At 72.7% G+C, this 24,694-nt stretch carries 23 protein-coding genes and 1 pseudogene; 16 read left to right on the top strand and 8 right to left on the bottom strand.

Features of this window, described 5'->3' with window-relative positions; translation table 11 throughout:
* Nucleotides 1–207: 207 nt before the first annotated feature.
* The 3 genes from G3I54_RS18485 (at nucleotide 208) to G3I54_RS18495 (ending at nucleotide 3,421) form a co-directional block, all read left to right on the top strand.
* A complete protein-coding gene (locus G3I54_RS18485; protein ID WP_164615963.1) occupies nucleotides 208–894 on the top strand; it encodes a bifunctional DNA primase/polymerase in 687 nt (228 codons plus the stop codon).
* Between the two features lie 62 nt (nucleotides 895–956).
* Nucleotides 957–1,784 carry an ABC transporter ATP-binding protein gene (locus G3I54_RS18490; protein WP_164615964.1) on the top strand — a complete coding sequence of 276 codons (828 nt, stop codon included), beginning with the start codon at nucleotides 957–959 and terminating at the stop codon, nucleotides 1,782–1,784.
* Complete coding sequence (locus G3I54_RS18495; protein ID WP_164615965.1) at nucleotides 1,781–3,421, top strand: transporter; 1,641 nt, start codon at nucleotides 1,781–1,783, stop codon at nucleotides 3,419–3,421. Before G3I54_RS18490 ends, G3I54_RS18495 begins: the two co-directional genes overlap by 4 nt.
* 57 nt (nucleotides 3,422–3,478) lie before the next feature.
* On the opposite strand, the gene G3I54_RS18500 is transcribed toward G3I54_RS18495, so the two are convergent.
* Both G3I54_RS18500 and G3I54_RS18505 read right to left on the bottom strand, forming a co-directional pair.
* A complete protein-coding gene (locus G3I54_RS18500) occupies nucleotides 3,479–4,372 on the bottom strand; it encodes an alpha/beta hydrolase (protein WP_164615966.1) in 894 nt (297 codons plus the stop codon).
* Nucleotides 4,373–5,029: 657 nt separating this feature from the next.
* Entirely contained in the window at nucleotides 5,030–5,722 is a 693-nt protein-coding gene (locus tag G3I54_RS18505) for a metal-dependent transcriptional regulator (RefSeq protein WP_003967172.1), read from the bottom strand.
* A 210-nt stretch (nucleotides 5,723–5,932) separates the two neighbouring features.
* Between G3I54_RS18505 and G3I54_RS18510 the strand changes: the two genes are divergently transcribed.
* Complete coding sequence (locus tag G3I54_RS18510) at nucleotides 5,933–6,688, top strand: SIS domain-containing protein (protein WP_164615967.1); 756 nt, start codon at nucleotides 5,933–5,935, stop codon at nucleotides 6,686–6,688.
* Here G3I54_RS18510 and G3I54_RS18515 read toward each other — a convergent pair.
* Both G3I54_RS18515 and G3I54_RS18520 read right to left on the bottom strand, forming a co-directional pair.
* A complete protein-coding gene (locus G3I54_RS18515; RefSeq protein ID WP_164615968.1) occupies nucleotides 6,676–7,866 on the bottom strand; it encodes an ATP-binding protein in 1,191 nt (396 codons plus the stop codon). The genes G3I54_RS18510 and G3I54_RS18515 overlap by 13 nt on opposite strands.
* Nucleotides 7,863–8,552, bottom strand: a complete 690-nt coding sequence (locus G3I54_RS18520) for a response regulator transcription factor (protein ID WP_164615969.1) — start codon at nucleotides 8,550–8,552, stop codon at nucleotides 7,863–7,865. Before G3I54_RS18520 ends, G3I54_RS18515 begins: the two co-directional genes overlap by 4 nt.
* 139 nt (nucleotides 8,553–8,691) lie before the next feature.
* On the opposite strand from G3I54_RS18520, the gene G3I54_RS18525 reads away from it, so the two are divergent.
* From G3I54_RS18525 to G3I54_RS18540, 4 genes are read left to right on the top strand one after another with little or no spacing between them, the layout of a single operon-like run.
* Nucleotides 8,692–9,216, top strand: a complete 525-nt coding sequence (locus G3I54_RS18525; RefSeq protein ID WP_164615970.1) for a hypothetical protein — start codon at nucleotides 8,692–8,694, stop codon at nucleotides 9,214–9,216.
* Nucleotides 9,213–10,274 carry a peptidoglycan-binding protein gene (locus tag G3I54_RS18530; protein WP_203686632.1) on the top strand — a complete coding sequence of 354 codons (1,062 nt, stop codon included), beginning with the start codon at nucleotides 9,213–9,215 and terminating at the stop codon, nucleotides 10,272–10,274. The genes G3I54_RS18525 and G3I54_RS18530 overlap by 4 nt, the downstream gene beginning before the upstream one ends.
* On the top strand, nucleotides 10,271–11,023 hold the full coding sequence (locus tag G3I54_RS18535) for an ABC transporter ATP-binding protein (RefSeq protein ID WP_164615972.1): 753 nt from the start codon (nucleotides 10,271–10,273) through the stop codon (nucleotides 11,021–11,023). The genes G3I54_RS18530 and G3I54_RS18535 overlap by 4 nt, the downstream gene beginning before the upstream one ends.
* On the top strand, nucleotides 11,020–12,240 hold the full coding sequence (locus tag G3I54_RS18540; protein ID WP_164615973.1) for an ABC transporter permease: 1,221 nt from the start codon (nucleotides 11,020–11,022) through the stop codon (nucleotides 12,238–12,240). Before G3I54_RS18535 ends, G3I54_RS18540 begins: the two co-directional genes overlap by 4 nt.
* Before the next feature lie 188 nt (nucleotides 12,241–12,428).
* Here G3I54_RS18540 and G3I54_RS18545 read toward each other — a convergent pair whose 3' ends face one another.
* Nucleotides 12,429–13,859 carry a PAS domain-containing protein gene (locus G3I54_RS18545; protein WP_164615974.1) on the bottom strand — a complete coding sequence of 477 codons (1,431 nt, stop codon included), beginning with the start codon at nucleotides 13,857–13,859 and terminating at the stop codon, nucleotides 12,429–12,431.
* A gap of 329 nt (nucleotides 13,860–14,188) precedes the next feature.
* Between G3I54_RS18545 and G3I54_RS18550 the strand changes: the two genes are divergently transcribed.
* Nucleotides 14,189–15,631 carry a phytase gene (locus G3I54_RS18550; protein ID WP_164615975.1) on the top strand — a complete coding sequence of 481 codons (1,443 nt, stop codon included), beginning with the start codon at nucleotides 14,189–14,191 and terminating at the stop codon, nucleotides 15,629–15,631.
* A gap of 262 nt (nucleotides 15,632–15,893) precedes the next feature.
* On the opposite strand, the gene pdxH is transcribed toward G3I54_RS18550, so the two are convergent.
* Entirely contained in the window at nucleotides 15,894–16,535 is a 642-nt protein-coding gene (gene pdxH / locus G3I54_RS18555; protein ID WP_164616016.1) for a pyridoxamine 5'-phosphate oxidase, read from the bottom strand.
* A 262-nt stretch (nucleotides 16,536–16,797) separates the two neighbouring features.
* On the opposite strand from pdxH, the gene G3I54_RS18560 reads away from it, so the two are divergent.
* Together G3I54_RS18560 and G3I54_RS18565 are read left to right on the top strand one after the other, a co-directional pair.
* Nucleotides 16,798–17,901, top strand: coding sequence for a citrate synthase 2 (locus tag G3I54_RS18560; RefSeq protein ID WP_164615976.1), 1,104 nt, complete (start codon nucleotides 16,798–16,800; stop codon nucleotides 17,899–17,901).
* 152 nt (nucleotides 17,902–18,053) lie between these two features.
* The gene (locus tag G3I54_RS18565) at nucleotides 18,054–18,608 is read left to right on the top strand and encodes a VOC family protein (protein WP_164615977.1); all 555 of its coding nucleotides are present in this window, start codon (nucleotides 18,054–18,056) and stop codon (nucleotides 18,606–18,608) included.
* A 58-nt stretch (nucleotides 18,609–18,666) separates the two neighbouring features.
* Here G3I54_RS18565 and G3I54_RS18570 read toward each other — a convergent pair whose 3' ends face one another.
* Together G3I54_RS18570 and G3I54_RS18575 are read right to left on the bottom strand one after the other, a co-directional pair.
* Nucleotides 18,667–19,257 (bottom strand): hypothetical protein, encoded by a 591-nt coding sequence (locus tag G3I54_RS18570; RefSeq protein ID WP_164615978.1) that lies wholly within the window; start codon nucleotides 19,255–19,257, stop codon nucleotides 18,667–18,669.
* Nucleotides 19,258–19,405: 148 nt separating this feature from the next.
* On the bottom strand, nucleotides 19,406–20,068 hold the full coding sequence (locus tag G3I54_RS18575) for a class I SAM-dependent methyltransferase (protein WP_164615979.1): 663 nt from the start codon (nucleotides 20,066–20,068) through the stop codon (nucleotides 19,406–19,408).
* Nucleotides 20,069–20,200: 132 nt separating this feature from the next.
* Here G3I54_RS18575 and G3I54_RS18580 point away from each other — a divergent pair, with 132 nt between their 5' ends.
* The 5 genes and pseudogenes from G3I54_RS18580 to G3I54_RS18600 all read left to right on the top strand — a co-directional run bounded on the left by G3I54_RS18580 (nucleotide 20,201) and on the right by G3I54_RS18600 (nucleotide 24,665).
* Complete coding sequence (locus G3I54_RS18580) at nucleotides 20,201–20,809, top strand: helix-turn-helix domain-containing protein (protein WP_239144423.1); 609 nt, start codon at nucleotides 20,201–20,203, stop codon at nucleotides 20,807–20,809.
* A gap of 566 nt (nucleotides 20,810–21,375) precedes the next feature.
* Complete coding sequence (locus G3I54_RS18585; protein WP_164615981.1) at nucleotides 21,376–22,230, top strand: hypothetical protein; 855 nt, start codon at nucleotides 21,376–21,378, stop codon at nucleotides 22,228–22,230.
* A 70-nt stretch (nucleotides 22,231–22,300) separates the two neighbouring features.
* Nucleotides 22,301–22,456: pseudogene (locus G3I54_RS39530) on the top strand (XRE family transcriptional regulator); the annotation flags it as partial.
* The gene (locus G3I54_RS18595) at nucleotides 22,443–23,171 is read left to right on the top strand and encodes a uridine kinase (protein ID WP_164615982.1); all 729 of its coding nucleotides are present in this window, start codon (nucleotides 22,443–22,445) and stop codon (nucleotides 23,169–23,171) included. The pseudogene G3I54_RS39530 and the gene G3I54_RS18595, both read left to right, overlap by 14 nt.
* Before the next feature lie 327 nt (nucleotides 23,172–23,498).
* Complete coding sequence (locus G3I54_RS18600; RefSeq protein ID WP_164615983.1) at nucleotides 23,499–24,665, top strand: alanine--tRNA ligase-related protein; 1,167 nt, start codon at nucleotides 23,499–23,501, stop codon at nucleotides 24,663–24,665.
* The last annotated feature ends 29 nt before the right edge of the window (nucleotides 24,666–24,694 follow it).

Consider the following 24,694-nt stretch of genomic DNA (forward strand, 5'->3'; position numbering starts at 1 on the left):
CCATCGGCATTCGGTACGGACATGGCGCGTTGCGCCGTCGCGGGGGTCCGAGCGCGGTCCCGGGCGGCGGTCCTGGAGGTGGTTACCCGTCCTTCGGTGCGACGCCTCACGCGCGCCCCCGCCCATGCACCGATGCGCCCCGCGTGCAGGATCGATGCGCCCGCCCCGGTTCAGGGGAGGCCGTAACCCCTGGTGACGGCGGGAGTTGTGCTGAACGTGGAAGAGCCCATCGGAGTCACGGAAGCCGCACAGGTCCCTCAGCAGCGGGGCGAGCCGCTGCTCGACGCCGCGGTGCGGTACGCGGAAGAGCGCCACTGGGACGTGTTCCCCGGCACCTGGCTGGAGGCGGTGGGCGGCGGGGAGCGGTGCTCGTGCGGCGACGCCGGCTGCGCCCTGCCCGGGGCCCATGCGGACCGGCCGGACTGGGCGGGCCAGGCGACCGGCAGCGGGGCCGCGGCCCGGCGCATGTGGACCAGGCGGCCCGGCGCCTCGGTGCTGCTGCCCACCGGCCGGACCTTCGACGCGTTGGAGGTGCCGGAGTCCGCGGGCTTCCTGGCGCTGGCCCGGATGGAGCGGATGGACCTGACCCTGGGCCCGGTGACCCGCACGCCGGACCGCCGGATGCTGTTCTTCGTGCTGCCGGGGGCCGCCGCCAAGGCCGCCGAGCTGGTGCGCACGCTCGGCTGGAACGCCGAGGCGATCGATCTGACGGGCCGGGGCGAGGGCCACTACATCGCCGCTCCGCCCACCCGGGTCGGCGCGCGGGGGGCCGTGCAGTGGGCCCGCAAGCCCACCCACGCCAACCGCTGGCTGCCCGATGTGGACGAGCTGATCAGCCCGCTGGCGTACGCCTGCGCCCGTGAGGCGGCCGACGCCCGCGCCCGCGTTTCTTAGGGGGTCCTGGCCGCCTTTCGTAGGGTGGTCCCCACCACGTGGGGATATCGAAAGGCTGTGCCATGCCGGACCGGGCAGATGCGCGTACGGAGACAGACACGGCGACGGGCGGTGCCCACGAGGCACCGCCCGCCGTCCGTGTGCAGGGGCTGTGGAAGCGGTTCGGGGAACAGGTCGCCGTCGCGGGGATCGATCTGGAGCTGCCCGCGGGCAAGTTCATCGGCCTGGTGGGGCCCAACGGGGCGGGCAAGACGACGACGCTCTCGATGGTCACCGGGCTGCTGCGGCCCGACCTGGGCAAGATCGAGGTGGCGGGCCACGACGTGTGGACGGACCCGGTCGAGGTGAAGTCCCGGATCGGGGTGCTGCCGGAAGGGCTGCGGCTCTTCGAGCGGCTCTCAGGGCGTGAACTGCTCGCGTACAACGGCCGGTTGCGCGGACTGCCGGGCGACGAGGTGGACAAGCGGGCCACCCAGCTGCTGGACGTGCTGGATCTCGCGGGCGCGCAGCACAAGCTGGTCGTGGACTACTCGACCGGTATGCGGAAGAAGATCGGGCTCGCGGCGGCCCTGCTCCACAACCCCGAAGTGCTGTTCCTGGACGAGCCGTTCGAGGGCGTCGACCCGGTCTCGGCGCAGACGATCCGCGGTGTGCTGGAGCGCTACACCCGGTCCGGGGCGACCGTGGTCTTCTCCAGCCATGTGATGGAGCTGGTCGAGTCGCTGTGCGACTGGGTCGCGGTGATGGCGGCGGGCCGGATCAAGGCGCAGGGCACGCTGGCCGAGGTGCGCGGCGACGCCCCCTCGCTCCAGAACGCCTTCCTCGAACTGGTCGGCGCGGGCGGCCGGGACAACGGCGACTCCCTCGACTGGCTGGGCGGCGCCCGATGAGCGTGCTGGACGCCCCGGTCACCGCGGCCGCCCCGGCCGCGCCGACGACGGGCCTGACCCCGATCTTCGTACGGCTCAAGCTGACGATGCTGCGGAACGGACTGCGGCAGTCCTCCGGGCGCAAGGCGGCGTTCATCGCCTCGCTCGTCGTCAGCCTGCTGCTCGCCGCCGGCCAGGTGCTCGGTCTGGTGCTGCTGCGCGGCAACGAGCACGCGGGCACGGTCGTGGTGCTGATCACGGGGGTGGTGGCGCTCGGCTGGGCGGTGCTGCCGCTGTTCTTCCCGAGCGGTGACGACACCCTCGATCCGACCCGGCTGGTGATGCTGCCGCTGCGGCCCGAGCCGCTGGTCCGGGCGCTGCTGGTGTCCTCGATGATCGGCATCGGCCCGCTGTTCACCCTGTGCCTGGTGGTCGGCTCGGTCCTGGCGCTGGCGCACGGGGCGGCGGGTGCGGTGTTCGCGGTGCTCGCGGTCCCGCTGACGATGCTGCTGTGCGTGGCGCTGTCCCGGGCGGTGGCCACGGCCAACGTACGGCTGCTGAACTCCCGCAAGGGCCGTGATCTCGCGGTGCTCAGCGGGCTGGTGATCGCGGTGGGCATCCAGTTCGTCAACTTCGGCGCGCAGCGGCTCGGCCGGGCGGGCGGGCTCTCCACGCTGGACCCGGTGGCGGACGTGGTGCGCTGGCTGCCCGGGGCTTCGGCGGTGGCGTCGGTGGACGCGGCGTCGGACGGTGCGTACGGGATCGCCGTCGCCCAGCTCCTGATCACGGTCGCCGCCCTGGTGGCGCTGATGTGGATGTGGCAGCGGAGCCTGGTGAAGCTGATGACCGCGCCGGACGGTTCGACGCTGGCGGCGGCGGAGCCGAGCCGTGAGAAGGCGTCCGGGCGGGGCGGTCTGTCGGGGCTGCTGCCGGAGGGCCGCACGGCGACGGTGATGCAGCGCAGTCTGCGGTACGTGGCACGGGACCCGAAGACCAAGGCGGCCTGGGTGACGGCGCTGGCGGTCGGGGCGATCGTGCCGCTGCTCAACGCCGTCCAGGGCACCGGCTCGGTCTACTTCGCGTGCTTCGCCGCCGGAATGCTCGGCATGCAGATGTACAACCAGTTCGGCCAGGACACCTCGGCCTTCTGGATGGTGGCGCTGACGATCTCCTCGCCGCGGGACGCGTATGTCGAACTGCGGGCGCGGGCGCTGGTCCTGCTGCTGCTGACGCTGCCGTTCACGCTGGTCGTGTGCGTGGTGACGGCGGCGATGATCGGCGACTGGCGGTCGCTGCCGGGGGCGTTGGGCCTGTCCTTCGCGCTGCTGAGCTCGATGGTGGCGACGGGTGCGGTGGCCTCGGCGCTGTTCCCGTACTCGATTCCGCAGGAGGGCGCGTTCAAGAACGTGGTGCCGGGGCAGGGCGGTCTGGCCTGGATCTCGATCCTTGGCGGCATGCTGGCCGCCGCGCTGCTGGCGTCGCCGGTGATCGCGGCGACGGTCTGGATGCACCTCTCGGACCACCACGACGCGCTGTGGTTCATGGTGCCGGGCGGGCTGGTGTACGGGGCGTTCATCGGGTGGGCGGGGCTGAAGGTCGCCGCGCCGCGCACGGCGGCGCGGCTGCCGGAGATCCTGGCGGCGGTCAGCAAGGGCTGAGCCGCCGTCCTCGGGCCGGGGCGGGGCGAGTGCCGAGGGCCGGTTCGACGACGGGCCCTACGGCGAGACGGGTTCGCGGTCGTCGCGGTTGTCCTCGGCCAGCTGCTCCAGGAAGGGTTCGACCGCGGCCCGCCAGCCCTCCGGCTGGTCGTAGTGGACGAGGTGGCCCGCGTCCGCCACTTCCGCGTACTGCCCGCGCGGCAGGACGCGGACCATCTCCTGGGCCTCGGCGCGGCCCAGCTCCCCGTCGAGGCCGCGCAGCACCAGCGCGGGGCACTGGACCTGGGCCAGCTCCTCCCAGTGGGCGTCGAAGACCCAGGTGGCGCGGGTACGGAGCATCTGGCGGCGGGAGAAGACGGGGCGCCAGCCGTCCTCGGTCTCGGCCATCACCTCGGCGTAGAACTCGCCGCGCGAGGGGTTCGGCCGCTCCACCCAGGGGTCGTCCTCGCCGAACCACTTCCGTACGTCGGCGAGGGTGGCGAAGGGCAGCGGCCAGGAGTCGAACCAGTCGCTCCACTCGCGCTGGGAGGCGGCTCCGAGGGCGGAGGCCCGCATGTCGCAGACGACCAGGGCGTGGACGAGGTCGGGGCGCTTGGCGGCGAGCTGCCAGCCGGTGAGCGCTCCCATGGCGTGGCCGACGACGGTGACGGGGCCGAGCCCGAGCTGTTCGATCGCGGCCTCGGCGTCGGAGACGTAGGCGTCGCGGGTGTACGGGCCGTCGGCGGGCTTGTCGCTGCGGCCGTGGCCCCGCTGGTCGAGGCCGACCGCGCGGTGCCGCTCGGCGAGCCAGCGGGCGGTCGGGGCCCAGTGCGAGGCCCGGCCCATCAGCCCGTGCAGCAGTAAGACCCCGGGAGCGCCGTCCGCTTCCGCGCGCCCCTTGGGCGGGTCGGCAAACTCCCATGCCGCGAGGCGTACGCCGTCGGTTCCGGTCACATCGATGCGCCGCACCATAGTCCTGGCACCCCCTTCTGGTCCTCGATCACCGTGTGGTCGCGCCCCGCCAGGCTATCGAACTCTTATTCGAAAACGGGGTTCCGCCACCCAAGACCCCACGTTCGAGTGACACCCGTCAAGGATTGACGCCGATCGGCCTGGGGAGATCTTCAGCGGGAGGCGGGCCGCTCGGGGACAGGGGCCCGCGGGGACTGACCTTGAGAGCTCGGGGCTCCGGGTCAGCACAGGGGAGGAACGGCCCCGGCGTCTTCGGACGCCGGGGCCGCCCTCTGGTCGGAGACGCCCTTCGGCGGGCGTCCGGCGGATCGGGGCCGGACACCCTCCAGCAGCCTCGACAACGATGGCAGGCGGCGTCGCGAACCGCCCCGCACCGGCCGGGATCGGTCCATTCCGAAGAGCGACGCGCACCGTGCGGTGCGCGTGGTGGTACGACGGGCGCATTCCCTGCTCCCTCCCCGACCGTGCCGGCCGTGGCCGGCCGACACCCTCAGGTCCGCTGCCTGGCCTCAGCCTGGCATGTGACGCGTCCGGCCGCTGCCATTCCGGACGGAAATCGGAAAGCGCACATCACGGTTGTGTTGCCGTGACCCGCCCCCGGCCGGCCGCCGCGCCGGCGCCGGACGACGAACACCTCGGCACCGGGCGGCAGCCGGGTCAGCGCTTGGCGACGAAGACGTGCGAGGCGACCTCGGAGTCCAGCTCCGCCGCCTCTCCGCTGGAGCCGACCAGCACCCCGCCGGGCGACTCGGTCACGCTGACGACGGACCCGGGCTGCACCCCGGCCCTGCGCAGCGTGTACATCAGCTGTGCGTCGGTCTGGATCGGCTCCCCGATCCGCCGGACCACCACGGTCTTGCCCTCGGCGCCCGGGTCCAGGTCGGCCAGGCTCACCATGGAGGCGTCCAGGAACGGGTCGGCCTCGGCCTTCTCGCCCAGCTCCTCCAGGCCCGGGATGGGATTGCCGTACGGCGACTCCGTCGGGTGGCGCAGCAGCTCCAGCACCCGCCGCTCCACCGCCTCGCTCATCACGTGCTCCCAGCGACAGGCCTCGGCGTGGACCTGCTCCCACTCCAGGCCGATCACGTCCACGAGCAGACACTCGGCGAGCCGGTGCTTGCGCATGACACGGGTGGCGAGGCGGCGGCCCTCCTCGGTCAGCTCCAGGTGGCGGTCCCCCGCGACCTGGACCAGTCCGTCGCGCTCCATGCGGGCCACCGTCTGGCTGACGGTCGGACCGCTCTGGTCCAGCCGTTCGGCGATACGGGCGCGCATGGGGACCACGCCTTCCTCTTCCAGTTCGAGGATGGTGCGGAGATACATCTCCGTGGTGTCGATCAGTCCGGACATACGTGCCCCTCGATGCTGTGACTAGAAAACGTCGTGCGATGGCCCTGCACCAATTCTGACGCATAGCGCCGACAACCGTGCCGCCCCGGTGGAAGACCGGTGGAAGTGCGTACGGACAGGGTCGCAGGGCGCTATTGACAGGCCACTGGTCCAGACCGCAACGTGATCGGCGGCACAGCCATTCCCACCCCGCCGAAAGGGCCCTTCCCGATGAGCGACAGCAAGCTGGCCGGTCAGTTCTTCGATGCGGCGATCGGCCTGCTGACGCGGGTGCGGGACGAGGAGGCGGACAGCATCGCCGCCGCCGGCGCGGCCGTGGCGGACACCGTCGAGTCGGGCGGCCGGCTCTTCGCCTTCGGCGCGGGCCACTCCTCGCTGGCCGCCCAGGACGTCGTCTACCGCGCGGGCGGCCTCGCGCTGATGAACCTGCTCACCGTGCCCGGTGTGGTCGGCGTGGACGTCATGCCCGCGACGCTCGGTTCGGCGCTGGAGCGGGTGGACGGGCTCGCCTCGGCCGTCCTGGACTCCAGCCCCGCCACCGCCGGGGACCTCCTGGTGATCGTCTCGCTGTCCGGGCGCAACGCCCTGCCGGTCGAGATGGCGCAGAACGCCCGGGCCCTCGGGCTGAAGGTCATCGGCCTCACCTCGGTCGCGTACGCGGAGAACACCCGCTCCCGGCACGCCTCGGGCGGCTTCCTGCGGGACCACTGCGACATCGTCCTGGACAGCAAGATCGCGATCGGCGACGCGGAGCTGACGACCCCCGGCGTCGAGGCCCCCTTCGCCCCCGCCTCGACGGTGGTGACCAGCGCGATCATGCAGGCGATGCTGGCGGCCGCCGTGGAGCGGCTGGTGGCCCGGGGCGTCGAGCCGCCGATGCTGCGCTCGGGGAACGTGGACGGCGGCCACGAGTGGAACGGCCGGGTCATGACGGAGTACCGGGACCGGATCTTCTACCGGCACTGAGCCGCGGCCTGCGGGGTGCGCGTCGGCAGCACGACCCGGGCCGTCAGCCCGCCGCCCGGGTTGGCCCTCGCACCGGCGTCCCCACCGTGCGCCCGCGCCACCGACGCCACGATGGAGAGCCCGAGGCCCGCGCCCTCGCCGGGCGCGTGACGGCGGGCCCGGGCGCGGCGGAACGGCTCGAACAGCAGCGGCACGGTCGCCGGGTCCACCACGGGCCCGGTGTTGGCGACCTCCAGACCGTCCGGTCCGACCCGGACCCGTACGGTTCCGCCGGGGTGGTTGTGGCGCAGCGCGTTGGCGACCAGGTTGTGCACGAGGTGGTCGAGCAGGACCGCGTCGCCCTCGACCGTCACCGGCCGGGCCGTCACCTCCACGGTGATGTCCCGCTCCTTCGCCTCGGCGGCCAGCGCCTCGGTGACCGTGGCGGTGGTCTCGTCCAGCGCGACCCGCTCCCGCCGCCGCAGCCCCTCGTCGGAGACCGCGAGGAGCAGCAGCCCCTCGATGAGCCGCTCGCTGCTCGCGGCGGTGTCGATGAGCTTGTCCCGGATCCAGGCGACCTTCTCCGGCGGCGGGTCGTCGGCGAGCCCGATCTCGGCGGCGGCCCGCTGCACGGCGAGCGGGGTGCGCAGCTCATGGGCGGCGTTGGCGGCGAACCGCTGCCGGGCGGCGACCAGTTCCTGGATCCGGTCGAGCATCCCGTCGAAGGTGTCGGCCAGCTCCTTCAGCTCGCCGGGCGGGGCCTTCAGCGCGAGGCGTTCGTGCAGGTTGGAGCCGGAGAGCCGGCGGGCGCGGGCGGTGATGACGCCGACCGGCCGCAGCACCCGGCCCGCCATCCACCAGGCGAGGGCGACGGAGAGCGCGGAGTAGACGGCCAGAGAGACCCCGGAGACGGTCAGCAGCTGGCTGAGCGCGGCGTCCCCGGCGGCGGTGCTGACCTTCTGCGCGACCGCGACCTGACCGGGTTCGAGCACCGCGGTCCGCGCCCAGTCCGAGGTGGGCAGGGCCGGGGCGGAGCCGGCGTCCAGCCGTGCGGCGGGGACGGCCGGGGCGACGGCGGTGCCGATGCTGGCGTACACGCCCTCGCTGACCAGCAGATAAACGATCGCCATGAGCAGGACGCCGGCCATGACCAGCAGTCCGCCGTACAGCGCGGCGAGACGGGTGCGCTCACTGTTCACCGGGCGTCCTCCGTACCGGCCCCGGGGGCGTTCCCGATGCGGTAGCCGGCCCCCGGCACGGTCTCGATGACCGGGGGCGCGCCGAGTTTGGCGCGGAGCTTGGAGAGGGTGACGCGGACCGCGTTGGTGCGGTAGCTGGTGTCCTCCTCCCACACCTCCTCGATCAGGTCGTCGCCGCTGACGACGGCGCCTTCGGCCCGCAGCAGGGTTTCCAGCACGGCGAACTCCTTGCGGGAGAGGGAGAGGAAGCGGCCGTCGCGGCAGACCTGGCGGCGGGCGGTGTCCAGCCGCAGCCCGGCCCGTTCCAGGACGGGCGGCAGGGCGGGGCGGGCGCGGCGGCCGAGCGCGAGGACCCGGGCGAGGAGTTCGTCGTACGCGAACGGCTTGGTCAGGTAGTCGTCGGCGCCGAGCCCGAGACCGGCCACCCGGTCCCGTACGGTCCCGGCGGCGGTGAGCATCAGGATCCGGGTGAGCAGGCGCAGGTCGACGACCCGGCGGCACACCTCGTCGCCGTGCAGCCCCGGCAGGTCGCGGTCGAGGATCATCACGTCGTACGCGCCGAACCGCAGCTTCTCCAGCGCCGCCCGCCCGTCGGGGGCGATGTCCACGGCGACGGCGTCACGGCGCAGCCCCTCGGCGATCATCTCCGCCAGGAATTCCTCGTCCTCCACCACCAGCACGCGCATGGGCCCTGTGTACCCGAAAGCGATGTTTCGTCGGTGTAAGCATCCGGGCTGAGAGAAACGAAACCGCGTCCTCGCGCACGCTCGGGCCGTCGTGGCCGACGTACCCGGCCGGACTGTCAGCAACCGACGAGGAGCCCTCATGGACCAGACCCTTTCCCGCCGGACCGCCTCACGCGCACGGGGGCGGTCCTTCGCCGCCGCCTGTGCGCTGGCCGCCGCTCTCGCCCTGACGGCCACCGCGTGCTCGGGCGACGGCGGCGGGACGAAGGACGGCGGATCGGCGTCCGGCACCAAGAAGACGAAGGAGGACCAGGCGCTGGAGCACCGCAAGTGTCTCCGGGAGCAGGGCCTGGACATCCCCGAGCCGAAGCCGGGCGAGAACGGCATGGGCGTCACCATCGACGGCGGCTCGATGGGCAAGGAGAAGATGGAGAAGGCGTTCAAGGCCTGCGAGGACAAGGCGGTCGGCGGCGGGCCCAAGGAGCTGACGCAGGCGGAGAAGGACAAGATGGTCGCCTTCGCCCGGTGCATGCGCAAGAACGGCTTCGACATGCCCGACCCGAAGTTCGACGGCGGGGCGATGCAGGCGGCGCCCGCGCTGAAGCAGAAGGACATGAAGAAGTTCGAGAAGGCCAACAAGGCGTGCGAAAGCGTCGGCCGATGAAGCGCGGACGGGCCGTGGCGGCAGCGGTGACGGTGGTGCTCGCCGTGGCGGCCGGATCGCTCGCCCTCACCCGGCTGGAGTCCGACGAGGAGCCCGGCGGGTCGAAGAACACCGGCCTGCCCCCGGCCACCGCCCCGGTCGAACGCGGGGATCTGCGCGACAGCGCCCAGGCCGACGGGACGCTCGGCTACGACAAGGAACGCAAGGTCAACGCGGGCGCGGCGGGCACCATCACATGGACACCGCGCACCGGCTCGACCGTGGAGCGGAACGAGCGGCTGTACGAGATCGACGGGCGGCCGGTCCGCCTGATGTACGGCTCCGGGCCCATGTACCGGACGCTGAAGGCGGGCGACAAGGGCCGGGACGTGGAGCAGCTGGAGCGCAATCTCGCGGACCTCGGCTACACGGGCTTCACCCCGGACGACGAGTACACCGAGCTGACGGCGGCGGCCGTGAAGCGCTGGCAGAAGTCCCACGACGCGAAGCAGACCGGGAAGGTCGGTCCCGCGGACATCACGTTCGCACCGGGGAAGGTCCGGATCAAGAGCATCGCGGCGGGCGTGGGCGAACAGGCCCAGCCCGGTGCCCCGGTCCTGGAGACGACCGGTTCCGAACGCATCGTGACGTTCCAACTGGACGTGGCCGAAAGTCAGTTGGCGAAGGCGGGCACGAAGGTCACGGTGGAACTGCCGGACGGCACGACCGCACCGGGGAAGGTCTCCTCGGTCGGCCGGACCGCGAAGCCGGGCGACGACCCGCAGGACGACAGCCCCAAGGTCACGCTGACCGTGTCCTTCGACGATCCGGACGAGGTCGGCGGCTTCGACCAGTCGCCGGTCACGGTGAACCTGACGGGCGAGACCCGCAAGGACGTCCTGACCGTCCCGGTCAACGCGCTGCTCGCCCTGCCCGGCGGCGGCTTCGGACTCCAGGTCGTCCAGGGCGGCACGGTCCGTGAGGTGAAGGTCGAGCTCGGCATGTTCGCGGAGGGCCGGGTCGAGGTGTCCGGCGGCGGTCTGCGCGAGGGCACGAAGGTGGGGGTGCCGAAGATATGAGCACCGGCACCGCCGCGGGCCCGGCGCCCCACCCCCGTACGGTCGTCGCCCTCTCCGGCGTCACCAAGGAGTACCCGGGCCCGGTCGCCGCGCTGCGCGGGGTGGACCTCACCGTCGAGGAGGGCGAACTCCTCGGCATCGTGGGCCCGTCCGGCTCCGGCAAGTCCACTCTGCTGCACATCATCGGCACCCTGGACCGCCCCACCGCCGGCTCCGTCCACATCGCGGGCCACGACGTGGCAGCGCTCTCCGACCGCAGGCTCTCCGCGCTGCGGGCCCAGCATGTGGGCTTCGTCTTCCAGGCGTTCCACCTGGTGCCGGGCGTCAGCGCCCGCGACAACGTGGCCGAGGGCCTGCTCTACTCCGGCCTCTCCCGCTCGGTACGCCGCCGCAGGGCGGCCGAGGCCCTGGACCGGGTCGGCCTGGCGGACCGCCTCGACCACAAGCCGCACCAGCTGTCCGGCGGCCAGAAGCAGCGGGTCGCCATCGCGCGGGCCGTGGTCGGCGAGCCCGCGCTGCTGCTGGCCGACGAACCGACCGGGGCGCTCGACACGGCTTCCGGGGAAGCGGTGATGGAACTGCTGCGGGACCTGAACCACGAGGGGGCCACGATCGCGGTCATCACGCACGACACGGAGATCGCGCGGGAGTTGCCGCGCGAGGTGCGGATCCGGGACGGCCAGGTGGTCGCGGACATACGGAATACGTCGCCGTCGCCGTCTCCTTCGGCGGCGGGAGCGGGGCTGTGAACCGGGGAACGGGCGGCCGGGGCCGAGGCAGGCTGAAGGCGGCCCGGCTGAGCCCCCGGGACGTGGCGCACGTCGGCTCGTCCGGTCTGCGCAGCCGGCCGATGCGGGTGGTGCTCTCGGCCCTGGGCATCGCCATCGGCATCGCGACGATGATCTCGGTGGTCGGCATCTCCGCCTCCAGCCAGGCCCAACTGCTGCGCGAGCTGGACAAGTTGGGCACCAACCTCCTGGTCGCCTCGCCCGGCGATTCGATGTTCGCCGGGGAGGAGGTGAAGCTGCCGGAGGAATCGGTCGGGATGGTGGGCCGGATCAAGGGCGTCCAGGACGTCGGCGCGACCGCCGATCTGAACGCGTCCGTACGCCGCAACGAGAAGATCGACGAGGGCGATACGGGCGGGATCTCGGTCAAGGCGACGACGGCCGACCTGCTCCGCGTCCTGCGCGGCGAGGTCGGCAGCGGCAGCTGGCTGAACGCGGCGACCGGCCGCTACCCCTCCGTGGTCCTCGGCCATGTATCGGCGGAGCGCCTGGGCATCACGGAGCCGGGACAGCAGGTATGGCTGGGCGACCGGTACTTCACGGTCACCGGCATCCTCGCCCCGCTCCCCCTCGCCCCGGAGATCGAGCGTTCCGCCCTGGTCGGCTGGGAGGGCGCGAAGCGGCTGCTGGACTTCGACGGCCACCCGACGTCGGTGTACGAACGCTCGACGGACGCGGCGGTGCCGGACGTACGCAAGGTGATGGCGGCGACGGTCGACCCGCAGAACCCGCAGAACGTGAAGGTCACCGACCCGTCCTCGGCGCTCCGCGCGAAGGCGGCGACCGAGGGGGCGTTCAGCAGCCTGCTGCTGGGCCTGGGCGGCATCGCGCTGCTGGTCGGCGGGGTCGGGGTGGCCAACACCATGATCATCTCGGTCCTGGAGCGACGGTACGAGATCGGCCTGCGCCGCTCGCTGGGCGCGACCCGGGGCCAGATCCGCATCCAGTTCGTCACGGAGTCGCTGATGCTGTCGGGCCTGGGCGGTCTGGCGGGCGTGGCGCTGGGCGCGGCGGCGACAGGGGTGTACGCGCACTCCGGCGGGCTGCCCTGGGTGGTCCCGCTGTGGGCGGTCGGCGGCGGCTTCGGCGCGACGCTGGTCATCGGCACGGTGGCGGGCCTGTACCCGGCGGTCCGGGCGTCCCGACTCTCCCCGACCCTGGCGCTGCACGCGGCGTGAGGGGGGGCGGGGGGGCGGGGCCGGGGCGGCTCCGGCCCCGCCGCCGGGAGGCACTGCGGCCGGTCGCCGAGATGCGCTCTGGCCGGTCTCCGAGAGGCGCTGCGGCCGATTGCCGGGAGGCGCTCCGACCCGCCTCCCGGCACCGCACGGTGCCGTGCGGCACCGGACCGCACCACACCGCACCGGCCCTACCGCCCCGCCGTCACCTGCGCCAGGTCGACCGCCCCCGCGACCCGGGCCGCGACCGTCTCCGCGTACGCCGTGTCCGGGCGTTCGAAGGCGGCCCGGTTCGCCGCGCGGAGGAACGTCAGCACGCCCAGCGTCCGGCCCCGGCTCCGGAGCACCGCGCAGAGCGCGTGCGCCGCGTCCCGGGGCCAGCGGCGTTCGGTGGCCCAGGCCGCCGAGCCGGCCTCCCCGGCGCCCGCGCTCGTCCGGACGGTGCCGGTGCGCTCGACGGACTGGAGGGCCGGGTGGCCGGGGCCGTAGCGGGCCGGGATGGAGCCCCCCGCGACCGGCAGGCACGGACCGGGCGCGTCGAACGGCGTGGCGGCCGTACGCACCAGGCGCTCGCCCGCCACCAGGTCGACCAGGACATGGTCGGCGAACCCGGCGAGCGCGAAGTCCAGCAGGGAGGTCGCCGCCTCCATCGGGTCCTCGCACTCGGAGGCCGTACGGGCGGCCCGGTGCAGCTGGCTCGTCCGGAACCGCAGCCGGTCGGCCTCCTGCTCGGCGAGCTTGGCGGCGGTGACGTCCCGGAACAGCCACCCCACCCCGAGCGGAACCGGCTCCTCCGTCAACGGCGAGGCCAGCCGCAGGAATCCGCTGCGCCAGCACCGCCGGCGCTCGCCCTCCGCCGTCCGCAGCGTCACCCACAGCTCGGCCGGGGCGCTCGGCGCGCCTTCGGCGAGCACATGGTGCAGGGCCGCCTCCAGCTCCTCGACGCCCTGGACGACCAGCTCGCCGAGCGGGCGGCCGAGCAGCCTGGTGCGGCCTCCGCCGAGCGCACGGGAGGCGTACGCATTGACGACCGTCGGGCGCAGGTCGACGTCGACGAGGACCACGCCCCAGGACGCGTCCTCCAGCAGCGCCTCGCTCAGCGCGATGGCCCGCTCCAGGTCGATCTGGGCGTGCACCTCGCTGAACGCGCAGTAGACCCCGGCCGGTTTCCCGTCAGCGCCGCGCACCCCGGCGGACTGGGTCCGCACCAGCACCCGGCCGCCGTCCTTGCGGAGCAGCGCGAACTCGTGCACCTGCCGCCCCGGCGCGTCCATGGCCGACATCAGCCGCGCCCGCACCTCGTCCGCGTCGGCCCGGCGGACCGCCCAGCCCGCGAAGCCGGACCGGCCCACGGCCTCCTGTGCCGACCAGCCGAGGATGCGTTCGGCCTCGCGGTTCCAGTGGGTGACCGTGCCGGCCGCGTCGAACGCGCAGAGCGCGGCGTCCATGCCGTCGAGCAACGCCGCGAGCAGCTCGGACCCGTCGGGCGCGCCGGGCGCCTCGGGAATCCCGCCCTCGCCGACCGAGGCCCCGGGGTCCGTGGAGCACCCCGGGGGCCCGCCGCCGGAATCCTCGTCCGGCCCGAGCTCGTCGGTGGTCCCGCTGCTCCTGGAAGCACCCACTCCGCACCCCCCGCAGAACGTGTCGGCCGTTTCCCCACGCGTCGCCGCGTGTATTGCTGCACGTCAGACCATTCAACTCGAACGTGACCCAGCACACATCAACTTCACCGAAATCATTTCCGCCATCGGCGTTCGCCCGATGGTTTCGCGCCACGTAGCGGACGGCCCGTGAACGCTCCGATGCCCCCATCGAGCCTGCCGACGTGGGGAGTTCACCGGCGGCACGGCGGTGCGTGGTGACGCCGTCATACGGAGTCCACCGGGCACGCCCAGCCTTGGGGCGCCTTCGTCCGCCCCGGCCGCCTCGCCCCGACCTCCAGGAGCCTTCCGTGACGCCCTTCCGCACCGCACGTCCGGCGGCCGCGACCACCGTGGCCGTCTGCGCCGCGCTCGCGACGCTCACCGCCGCGGCCCCCGCGCCCGCAACCGCCGCCGCCCGGCAGGACGCCTCCCGCCCGCTCCCCGCCGTCACCCCGCGCGCCGAGACGGCCACGCTGTACGACGACGAGCAGGGCGGCAACGCCAACGCGGACGACCCCGCGATCTGGCGCAACCCCGCCGACCCGGACCGCAGCCTGGTGATCGCCACCGCCAAGGAGGGCGGGCTGCGGGTCTACGGCCTGGACGCCCGCCTCGTACAGTCGCTGCCCGCGCCCGCCGCGCCCGGCCCCGACGACGCACCGGGCCGCTTCAACAACGTCGACCTGGTGCACGGCCTGCGGCTCGCCCCGGACCGGACGGCGGGCCCGGCGGCGGGGCGGGAGGCCGAGCGGAGGACGGGCCCGGCGGCGGGGCGGGAGGCCGAGCGGGGGAAGGACCGGACGGCGGATCTGGCCGTCACCACCGACCGGGGCCACGACCGGCTGCGTATCCACCGCATCGACCCGTCCCGCCCGGGCGGTCCGCTGACCGACGTCACCGACCCGGCCGCGCCCCGGGTGTTCTCCGCCGACCAGGACGAGGTCAACGAGCAGACGACGGCGTACGGTCTGGCCACCTGGACGGACCGCCGCAGCGGCCGTTCGTACGCGCTGGCCAGCCGCCGCAACCGGACGTCGATCGCCCTGCTGGAGCTGCTGCCGACCCGGTCCGGCACGGTCACGTACCGCAAGGTCCGCAGCCTCGACCTGCCCTCCGCCTTCCGGCTGCCCGACGGCACGGCCTGGACGCCCTGCGGCGAGCCGGGCGAGCTGCCCCAGGTCGAGGGGATGGTGGTCGACCCGGCCGACGGCACGCTCTACGCCGGCCAGGAGGACGTGGGCATCTGGCGGCTGCCCGCCGACCTGCGGGGGAAGCCGGTGCTGGTCGACAAGGTCCGTGAGTACGGGGTGCCGGGGACGTACGACGAGGAGAGCGAGGAGTGCGCCCCCGGAAAGGACCCGGGCTTCGGCGGCACCCGCGTCTCGGCCGATGTGGAGGGCCTGACGCTGCTCGCCGAGCGGAACGGCGACCGCTATCTCTTGGCCTCCAGCCAGGGCGACGACACCTTCGCCGCGTACGCCCGCCGGACCGGCCGCGAGGACCGGGCCGTTCCCGGGTACGCGGGCGGCTTCCGGGTGACGGCCGCATCGGCGACGCTGGACGGGTCGGAGGCCTGCGACGGCGCGGCGGTCCTGAACGAACCGCTCGGCAGCCGGTACCCGGGCGGCCTGCTCGTCGTCCAGGACGGCGAGGCCACCCCGGCGCAGGAGGGCCGGGAGGCCACCGGCTTCAAGTTCGTGGACCTGCGAAAGGTCCGGAGCGCCCTGGGCCTGACGCGGGCCGCCGAATAAATAGCTTGAACCGCGATCCGGGTGGCTCCTAGGCTGTGGGCAGCGAAGAAAGGAGGTGTTCCGGAAGTGATTTCTTCTCGGACTCGTGAGGTGACTGCGGGCTGACGCCCGTCGTCGCGCTCTTTGCAGTGCATGGCCGGACGCCGGCCAATCCCAAGCAGTCACCGACCCGCAGGCTCGCCGGTAAGTCCGGCCGGCTCCTCTGTGCACGGAGGAACCAGAGCCTGCGGGTTTCTGCGTTGTCGGCGCAGGTGCCGGCCGCCTACGGGCAGAGCCGCTCCACCCGCCACGGGCCGCCGGACGCCCCGTCGCCCTCCCTGACGTACCGCAGCCGGTCGTGCAGCCGGTTCGCGTGCCCCTGCCAGAACTCGATCGTCTCGGGCACCACCCGGAAGCCGCCCCAGTGCGGCGGGGCCGGGACCTTCTCGCCCTCGGGGTAGCGGGCGGCGAGCTCCTCGTACCGCGTGACGAGCTCCTCGCGGGAGCCGACCACGCTGGACTGGTCGCTGGCCCACGCACCGAGCTGGGAGCCGTGCGGGCGGGTGCGGAAGTAGCTCACGGTCTCCTCGCGGGAGGTGCGGGCGGCGGTGCCGGTGACGATGACCTGGCGGGCCATCGGGTGCCAGGGGAAGAGCAGCGAGACGTGACTGTTCGCGGCCAGCTCGCGGCCCTTGCGGGAGTCGTAGTTGGTGAAGAAGACGAAGCCCCGGTCGTCGTACTGCTTGAGCAGCACGGTGCGCGAGGACGGGCGGCCGTCCGGGGTGGCGGTGGAGACGACCATGGCGTTGGGCTCGTGCAGCACCCCGCCGACGGCGACCTGGCGGAACCAGCGGGCGAACTGGTCCATCGGGTCGGAGCTGAGGTCGCTCTCGGTGAAGTCCTCCGAGCGGTACTGCTCGCGCATGGCCGCCGGATCGGTGGTGGAATCGTCGGGGAGGGGTCCCGAAGAACCTTCTGGTGTGGGCACAGGCCCATCCTGCCGCAGCGGCGGAGTGTGCCCGGCGGGGAGGGCCCGTAACCACGCACCGCCGAAATGGAGTCCTGTGCCGGATGTCACGCTTCCCCGCTCCGAGGGAACCCGCCAATATCTTGGGGCAGGCCTCGTGGGAGCCCTGGGGCCGTAGGGACTGTCGCCCATCCGCCCGCCGAACTGAGGGAGCCGCCTGATGTCCGACTTCGTACCCGGTCTTGAGGGAGTCGTCGCGTTCGAAACGGAGATCGCCGAACCGGACAAGGAAGGCGGTTCGCTCCGTTACCGAGGGGTCGACATCGAGGATCTCGTCGGCCATGTCTCGTTCGGGAATGTGTGGGGCCTGCTGGTGGACGGGGCGTTCGATCCCGGTCTGCCGCCCGCCGAGCCGTTCCCGATCCCCGTGCACTCCGGTGACATCCGGGTCGACGTGCAGTCGGCGCTGGCGATGCTCGCGCCCGTCTGGGGCCTGAAGCCGCTGCTGGACATCGACGAGGCGACCGCCCGCGACGACCTGGCACGGGCGGCCGTGATGGCGCTGTCGTACGTCGCGCAGTCGGCACGCGGCCAGGGACTGCCGATGGTGCCGCAGAGCGAGATCGACAAGGCGCAGTCGGTGGTGGAACGGTTCATGATCCGCTGGCGCGGCGAGCCGGACCCGAAGCATGTGAAGGCGGTCGACGCGTACTGGACGTCGGCGGCCGAGCACGGCATGAACGCCTCCACGTTCACCGCCCGGGTCATCGCCTCGACCGGCGCGGACGTCGCGGCGGCCCTGTCCGGCGCGGTGGGCGCGATGTCGGGCCCGCTGCACGGCGGAGCCCCGTCCCGGGTCCTCGGCATGATCGAGGAGATCGAGCGCACGGGCGACGCGACCGCGTACGTGAAGCAGGCCCTGGACCGGGGCGAGCGCCTGATGGGCTTCGGCCACCGCGTCTACCGCGCCGAGGACCCGCGCGCCCGCGTCCTGCGCCGCACGGCCCGCGAGCTGGCCGCGCCGCGCTTCGAGGTGGCGGAGGCGCTGGAGAAGGCCGCGCTGGAGGAGCTGCACGCACGCCGTCCGGATCGCGTCCTGGCGACGAACGTGGAGTTCTGGGCGGCGATCGTGCTGGACTTCGCGGAGGTCCCGGCGCACATGTTCACGTCGATGTTCACGTGCGCCCGTACGGCGGGCTGGTCGGCGCACATCCTGGAGCAGAAGCGCACGGGCCGCCTGGTCCGCCCGTCGGCGACGTACATCGGCCCCGGGACGCGTGACCCGCGCGAGATCAGCGGGTACGAGGACATCGTCGCGGGCTGAGGCGGGGATGGGGTCACGGGGCGGGCGGGGCACGGGCTGAGCCGGGCTCGGGGCGGGTCGGGCGCGGGGCCGGTCGAGTCGGGCGCGGGGCCGGTGAAGGCGTCGGCACAGGGTACGCGTACCGGCACAGCTCCCGCCCCGAGGAGGCAATCGTGACCACCGCCCCACGACCGCCGCGACCGTCCCTGACCCTGTCCTGCACGGTGCTCGACGCCCCGGACGCGGCGGAGCTGGCGGACTTCTACCGCCGCCTCCTGGGCTGGGAGACCGTGCAGGAGGAGCTGGGCTGGGTGCAGATCGCCCCACCCGGCGGGGGCTCCGGTCTGGGTTTCCAGACGGAGGAGGCGTACGTGCCCCCGGTCTGGCCCGCCCCCGCCGCCGCCCCCGGCGACCAGCTGATGATGCTGCACCTGGACTTCGAGGTGACGGACCTGGAGGCGGGCGTGGCGCACGCGGTGATGGAGGGCGCGACACCGGCCGATTTCCAGCCCCAGCACGACGTACGGGTGCTCCTCGACCCGGTGGGCCACCCGTTCTGCCTGGTCGTGAGCGGCAAGGTCCCGGGGCTGCCTCCGGCGATCAGCCCGGAATGGGTGGCCGAGCAGACCCGGGAGATCGCCGAGCAGGACCGGGTGACGGTCCAGGACACGGTTGCTCCCGGCCCTGGTGGGACGGCACGGCAGGCTGAGCCCGACACATCGTCGTAGCCCGGGGCCGCCCCGACACGGCAGCGGTGGCGGCGGTGGACGCGTCGTCCGGCCCGGCTCAGATCTTCCCGCGCACGAGGACCGTACGGTGGCCGTCCAGCCGGCGGTCGAACTCCGCGAGGAAGGCCGGGGTGAGGTCGGGCCACCCCCAGAAGGTGAAGCCGAGACCGCCGAAGGCGAAGCAGTGCTCCATTCCGTCCCAGTCGACGAGCGGTGACGACACGTCGCAGTGCGCGCACCGCACGAGGGCCTCGCCGCCGCCCTCCTCCCAGTCGGCGATCGCCTCGGAGAAGGGGTCCCAGGCACCGGGTATCTCCTCCCAGGCCTCGTCGTGGAACTCGATGTCCCGCTCGCAGCGCGGGCATTGTGCCGAGGACGGGTCGGCCCACTGCCCGGCGTCGAAAACGGTACGGGTGACGACCACGTCGAGCCCCCCGGCCTGCCAGGGCTCGCTCCAGCCGCTGCTGTCGACGACCTCCCGGATACGCGGTCCCGGCGGATGTCCGGGGCCGCTGCCGAGCACGGGCTCGGTGCGGTCGGGCCCGATGACGCCCTCGGCCACGAGCCAGGCGACGACGCGCGCGGCCAGCGGGGCGGCGTCCGCCTCGGTGACATCACGGTCGACGATGGTCTGAAAGTAGTCCCCCACGGCTCCCCCTCCGGCCCCTGCGACTCTCCTGTTCCGCTGACCTCCACTCTGCCACCCGCCTCTGACAATGCGGGCGGGCCCGCCCCAGCGGACGGCAGCCTCTGACGTTTCAGGCGGACTCGCCCGGCGGACGGCCGCCTCTGACGGTTCAGGCGGGCTCGCCCCGGCGGACGGCGATGACGTTGTCGGTCACGGTCGCCGTCTCGCCGCCGGGCCCGGTGGCGGTCCGCCGGGGCGCGTGGCAGCGCTCGGTCCGCCAGCCGTCGCCGAGCCGCAGGGACGCGAGTACGTCGTCGGGGGCGGGGAACCGTACGTCCTCGTGGCCGTCCCGCCAGGACCAGGGTGCGAGCGAGGCATGCTCGACCAGCACCAGGAGGCCGCCGGGGGCGACGGCCCGGGCCGCGCGTCGGAGCACCTGCTCGCGGGGGATCTCCACAGGGGTGTGGAAATAGCTGGCGGTGACGAGTCCGAAGGTCCCGTCGGGGAAGGACCGGGCCAGATCGTGCCGGCTCGGGTGGACCCGGCCGGCCAGCCCGGCCGCGGCGGCCCCGGCGGCGACGCGCTCCAGGGCGGTCGCCGAGACGTCGACGGCGGTGACGTCCCAGCCGAGCGAGGCGAGCCAGAGCGCGTCGCCGCCGTGCCCGCAGCCGAGGTCCAGCGCCCGGCCGCCGCTGCCCGGCGCTGGGGCCAGGTCGGTGACGACCTCGGCGAGGACGACATTCGGCTTGGTGCCCCACTGGGCGTCGATGCCGGCGTAATGGCTCTCCCAAAAGCCGGCGGAGTCGGTGGAACCTGTGGTGTCGCTGCTCATCGGCCATGCCCTTCCCCTTGGCGGTCGCTCCGGATGAACGTTCCGCTCAGCAGGAAGGTGCGCCACGCCCTGCCGCACTTGCAAGATTCCATGCCATTTCGGCAACCTGATGGCATGAGTGACACGGGAAGCATGAGTGACACGGGAAGCAGGGACGGCGTGCTGGCCGCGGTGGGCCCCCGCCTTCGCGAACTACGACACCGGCACGGAATGACGCTCGCAGACCTGTCCGAGCGGACCGGGATCAACGAGAGCACCCTGTCCCGCCTGGAGGGCGGCACGCGCAAGCCCACGCTGGAACTGCTGCTGCCACTCGCGGAGGTCCACGCGGTCCCGCTGGACGAACTGGTGGGCGCGCCCCGCACGGGCGATCCGCGCATCCACCTGCGCCCGGTCACCCGGGACGGCCTCACGTACGTACCGCTGAGCCGCCCCGGCGGGGTCCAGGCCCACAAGCTGCTGATCCCGCCGCGCCCGGACACCGAGCCGACCCTGCGGACCCACGAGGGCTTCGAGTGGCTGTACGTCCTGGCCGGCCGGCTCCGGCTGCTCCTCGGGGAACGGACCCTCGTCCTGAAGCCCGGCGAGGCGGCCGAGTTCGACACGCATGTGCCGCACTGGCTCGGCCCCGACGACGACCACACCGTGGAACTCCTGGTCCTCTTCGGCCACCAGGGCGAACGGGCCCACCTGCGGGCCCGCCAGGAGCCTTTGCGAGGACCAGCTGATAGGACCCACTGACGCAGCAGCTGGGCGGCGAGCTGGTCCCGGGCGGCATCTGGGGTCATCCCATAGGCGTAAGTTTCCCATTTCCCTTATCCAGCCAGGGTCAACAGCTCAAAACTGGTCCGGAATGCGGCGATCACCGAATTGGCCGGTGGTGTTCCGCGGACTCGTAAAGGGGACCTTCATGCTCACAGCCATTGCTGTCGGGTACCGGGGTAGCGGCGTCCGGACACGGGTGGTGGAAGAAGGGCGACTGCAGCAACGACCGTGCCAAGGTGTTCAACTGCCTGTACGAGTGGTACACGGACAACACCTGGCGCCAGCAAGCATGTTCAGAGACCAAGACGCTTAAGCCTGGCGGCGGGAGCACACACCGAACGGCGGCCCGCCGCGACTGCCGCGGTACCCAGCGGACGTCGTGGCGCAATCACGTGGATGTAGACGTGATCGGCGAGATCGACACCGGAGAGAAGCCGATGAACCAGAGTGAGGTCAACTGTCGCGTCTACTGATGGCGCCGCCTGCTGCCTCTCAGGGCAGGCCGGAGCAAGCCCCAGCCGAATACAGGGAAGGGCGGACACATGTCAGAGCAGGATGACGTCGCGCGACCGGGGATCGCACCGACGTCGTGTCGCACCGCGGGCACCATGTTCGCCGCTCTCTACGGCGAGTTCGTTCCGCACGCCTGGCACGATCCCGAGTCCGAGCACGACGCGTATCAGTTGTTCCTCCAGCGTTCGCTCGCCATGGGCTGGCTCGACGACCGGTCAAGCGCTGTGCCAGGAGCCGCCCCCGAGAAGCGCACGATCGTCGCACCGGGGCTGTGGGCCATGAACGACGCGGGGTGGAGCCACCCTCTCGCCGCTCCGTCATCGAAACTGATCTCGTGGTTCCAGGTCGAGGCCAGCGAGGTGGCCAGTGACAGGCCGCTCCCCGTACAGCCGTTCCTGCGATGCGCGCAGGACACGACAGAGCGGATCGGTGCCGTACAACTCGACGCGGTGCAGGTCCTCCTGCCGGTTCAGGGGGTCGACGCCTCGACCCGCCCGGCTTATGCGGTGGTGCCGTCCATGCAGACGCCCGACTGGTTCGGCGCGTGCGATCCACGGTCGCGCGCATCTGTGAGGATCCGCATCGACAGCGGACGCACCCCGTCGGTCCCGGCGGTCGCCTCGCAGCTCACTCGCAACCTCAGCCGCTTGGACCAGGGCGTGTTCGTAGGTGCGGCTGACCAACGCATCCCCCTGGACAGCTTCCCCACTCCGCCGTTCGATGACCGTTTCTGGGGCGGTCCGCCCATGCACGGCATCGTGCTGTCGGGCGAGTTGGCGGAGTGGTCCTGTGACGCAGTCGGCTGGCTGGCCGAGACCGTAGCCGACTCGGCCGCCCATCTTGGAATTCGGTCGCCACTACTGTTCACCGTCGCACGGGCCTGATCGCCCGGGACGCGATGCCGTGGGCCTCATGCCTGATCAAGAGCTTGGTACGGTAAGTCTCTAAACGTGCGAGGCGGCCGAGTTCGACACGCATGTGCCGCACTGGCTCGGCCCCGACGACGACCGCACCGTGGAACTGCTGGTCCTCTTCGGCCACCAGGGCGAACGGGCCCACCTGCGGGCCCGCCAGGAGCCTTTGCGAGGATCAGCCGATGGGACCCACTGACGCAGCACCCGTACGCCACTCGCCCTCGACCTGGCAACAGCCCTGCCCCGCACCGGCGTCGGCCGAGCGCAGCGCCCTGACCGAAGCGCTCGCCGAGCGCGTACGGGTCCTCGGCCCGGGCCGGCTGCTCGTGGGCATCGACGGCTTCACGGCAGCGGGGAAGACGAGCTTCGGCCACGAACTCGCCGCGCGCATAGCCGAGTCGGGCCGCCCGGTGCTCCGGGCCACGCTGGACGACTTCAAGAACCCGTGGAAGGACCGCCACCTGTACGACCGGGAGTCGGGCGAGGGCTACTACCGCAACGCGTACGACTACGACGCGGCCAAGCGCCTCCTGCTGGACCCGGCCCGCTCCCCGGAGGCGGCGTCCTGCGCCCTGTGCTCCATAGACCCGCTGACCCAGCGGAACCACGCGGTCGACACGACCCCGCTCACCCCGGACTCGGTGCTGATCGTGGACGGAGTCTTCGCGTTCCGGCCCGAGATCGACGCTTACTGGGACTTCCGGATCTGGATGGACGTGGACGCCGAACTCTCCGTACGCCGGGGCGCGGAACGCGACCAGAACTGGGCGGGCTCGGACGCGGAGGCCATCCACCGCGACCGCTACCTGGTGGCGGAGCGCCTGTACCTCGGAGAGGTGGACCCGCTGCCGAGGATGGACGCGGTCGTGGACAACACGGACTTCGCGCGGCCGAGGCTGATCAGGGGCTGACCGCGCGGCCGCTCCCCTCGGCGGGGCAGGCGCGTCGACCGGCGGACCCCGTCGACCGGCGGGCCCCCAGGGCCCCGGTGCCGGCAAATTCACGTGCTTCGTCGAGCGGGACCGCGCTATCGTCGATGACATGAACGTCACCGGCCCAAGCACCACCGCGACCGCGCGAGCGACCAGCTCGCCGGCCGCCGCCGCCTGACCTTCCCCATCCCCCGGCGACCGGAAACGGTCCGTCGGCAGTGCCGTGGAGCCTCTGGCCCCGGCCGGGTGACTGAACGGGTCCCGTTCTCCGGTGCCTCCCCGCTGCAACGCGAAGGAGCCACTCCCATGCGTACGGACCAGCTGATCAGCACGTTCGTCGAGTACTACGAAGAGCGCGGCCACCGCCGGATCACCGGCTCGACGCTGCTGCCACCGCCCGGCGACTCCGTGCTCTTCACCACCTCGGGCATGCACCCGCTCACCCCATACCTGGAGGGCCGCCCCCATCCCCTGGGCGAGCGGCTGGTCAACGTACAGCGCTGTCTGCGCACCACCGACCTGGACGAGGTCGGTGACGCCACTCATCTGACCGTGTTCGAGATGCTGGGCACCTGGTCGCTGGGCGATTACGAGGGCCCGCTCAGTCTCGACTGGGGGTACGGGCTGCTCACCGAGGGCCTGGGCATCGATCCCGGTCTGCTGCACGCCACCGCCTTCGCCGGTGACGACCGGACAGGGCCGGACACCGCTTCCGTCGAGGTGTGGCAGCGCCTGGGCGTCCCCGTGGAACTCACCGTCGAGGACAACTGGTGGTCCAACGGCCCGGTGGGCCCGTGCGGCCCCGACTCGGAGTTCTTCCTGTGGAGCGGCGACGGCCCGCCGCGGTCGACGCCCACCCGTGACGACCGCTGGGTGGAGGTGTGGAACCACGTGACGATGACCCACCGCCGCCTCGACGACGGTTCCCTCGTACCGCTTCCGCAGCGCAACGTCGACACCGGACTCGGCCTGGAACGGCTGGCCTCCCTGCTCCAGGGCAGGTCGTCCGTCTTCGAGTGCGACGTGTTCGAGCCCTGGCGACGCCTCGTACCGACCCTGTGGACCCTGGACGAACCTTCCCTGCGCCTGGTCTGCGACCACCTGCGCTCGGTCATCGTGCTGCTCGGCGACGGCGTGCGCCCGGCCAACACGGGACAGGGCTACGTGCTGCGCCGCCTGCTACGACGCGTACTTACGGTGCTCCGTCGGGACGACCCCTCGCGCGGCATCGACGGCCTCCCGGACGAGCTGATCCGGCACACCTTGGACCACTTCCGGCAGGACGTTCGCCCGAGCGAGGTGCGCCGGACGCTGATCGACGAGGAGCAGCGGTTCGGCCGGCTCCTGGAGCGCGGCCGAGGAGTGCTCGCCAGGCCCAGGTTCCGGGGCCCTCTGGCCGAGGAGGACTTCCACTACCTCCACGACACCCACGGCCTGCCCCGCGAGCTGATCACGAGCCTGCGCCAGGAGTGAGACGGGAAGCGCATCGCGCCTACCCGTGA

Origin of the sequence: Streptomyces sp. SID14515 (assembly GCF_010548505.1) — a bacterium.
GTDB lineage: Bacteria > Actinomycetota > Actinomycetes > Streptomycetales > Streptomycetaceae > Streptomyces > Streptomyces caviscabies.

What these genes read in the sequence shown, in the direction of transcription:
- pdxH (WP_164616016.1), bottom strand. Translation starts at nt 16,535, where the DNA reads ATGCGCGAGCAGTACCGCTCGGAGGACTTCACCGAGAGCGACCTCAGC.
- G3I54_RS18530 (WP_203686632.1), top strand. Translation starts at nt 9,213, where the DNA reads ATGAAGCGCGGACGGGCCGTGGCGGCAGCGGTGACGGTGGTGCTCGCC.
- G3I54_RS18535 (WP_164615972.1), top strand. Translation starts at nt 10,271, where the DNA reads ATGAGCACCGGCACCGCCGCGGGCCCGGCGCCCCACCCCCGTACGGTC.
- G3I54_RS18575 (WP_164615979.1), bottom strand. Translation starts at nt 20,068, where the DNA reads ATGAGCAGCGACACCACAGGTTCCACCGACTCCGCCGGCTTTTGGGAG.
- G3I54_RS18490 (WP_164615964.1), top strand. Translation starts at nt 957, where the DNA reads ATGCCGGACCGGGCAGATGCGCGTACGGAGACAGACACGGCGACGGGC.
- G3I54_RS18595 (WP_164615982.1), top strand. Translation starts at nt 22,443, where the DNA reads ATGGGACCCACTGACGCAGCACCCGTACGCCACTCGCCCTCGACCTGG.
- G3I54_RS18560 (WP_164615976.1), top strand. Translation starts at nt 16,798, where the DNA reads ATGTCCGACTTCGTACCCGGTCTTGAGGGAGTCGTCGCGTTCGAAACG.
- G3I54_RS18520 (WP_164615969.1), bottom strand. Translation starts at nt 8,552, where the DNA reads ATGCGCGTGCTGGTGGTGGAGGACGAGGAATTCCTGGCGGAGATGATC.
- G3I54_RS18505 (WP_003967172.1), bottom strand. Translation starts at nt 5,722, where the DNA reads ATGTCCGGACTGATCGACACCACGGAGATGTATCTCCGCACCATCCTC.
- G3I54_RS18580 (WP_239144423.1), top strand. Translation starts at nt 20,201, where the DNA reads ATGAGTGACACGGGAAGCAGGGACGGCGTGCTGGCCGCGGTGGGCCCC.
- G3I54_RS18495 (WP_164615965.1), top strand. Translation starts at nt 1,781, where the DNA reads ATGAGCGTGCTGGACGCCCCGGTCACCGCGGCCGCCCCGGCCGCGCCG.
- G3I54_RS18500 (WP_164615966.1), bottom strand. Translation starts at nt 4,372, where the DNA reads ATGGTGCGGCGCATCGATGTGACCGGAACCGACGGCGTACGCCTCGCG.
- G3I54_RS18600 (WP_164615983.1), top strand. Translation starts at nt 23,499, where the DNA reads ATGCGTACGGACCAGCTGATCAGCACGTTCGTCGAGTACTACGAAGAG.
- G3I54_RS18510 (WP_164615967.1), top strand. Translation starts at nt 5,933, where the DNA reads ATGAGCGACAGCAAGCTGGCCGGTCAGTTCTTCGATGCGGCGATCGGC.
- G3I54_RS18585 (WP_164615981.1), top strand. Translation starts at nt 21,376, where the DNA reads ATGTCAGAGCAGGATGACGTCGCGCGACCGGGGATCGCACCGACGTCG.
- G3I54_RS18525 (WP_164615970.1), top strand. Translation starts at nt 8,692, where the DNA reads ATGGACCAGACCCTTTCCCGCCGGACCGCCTCACGCGCACGGGGGCGG.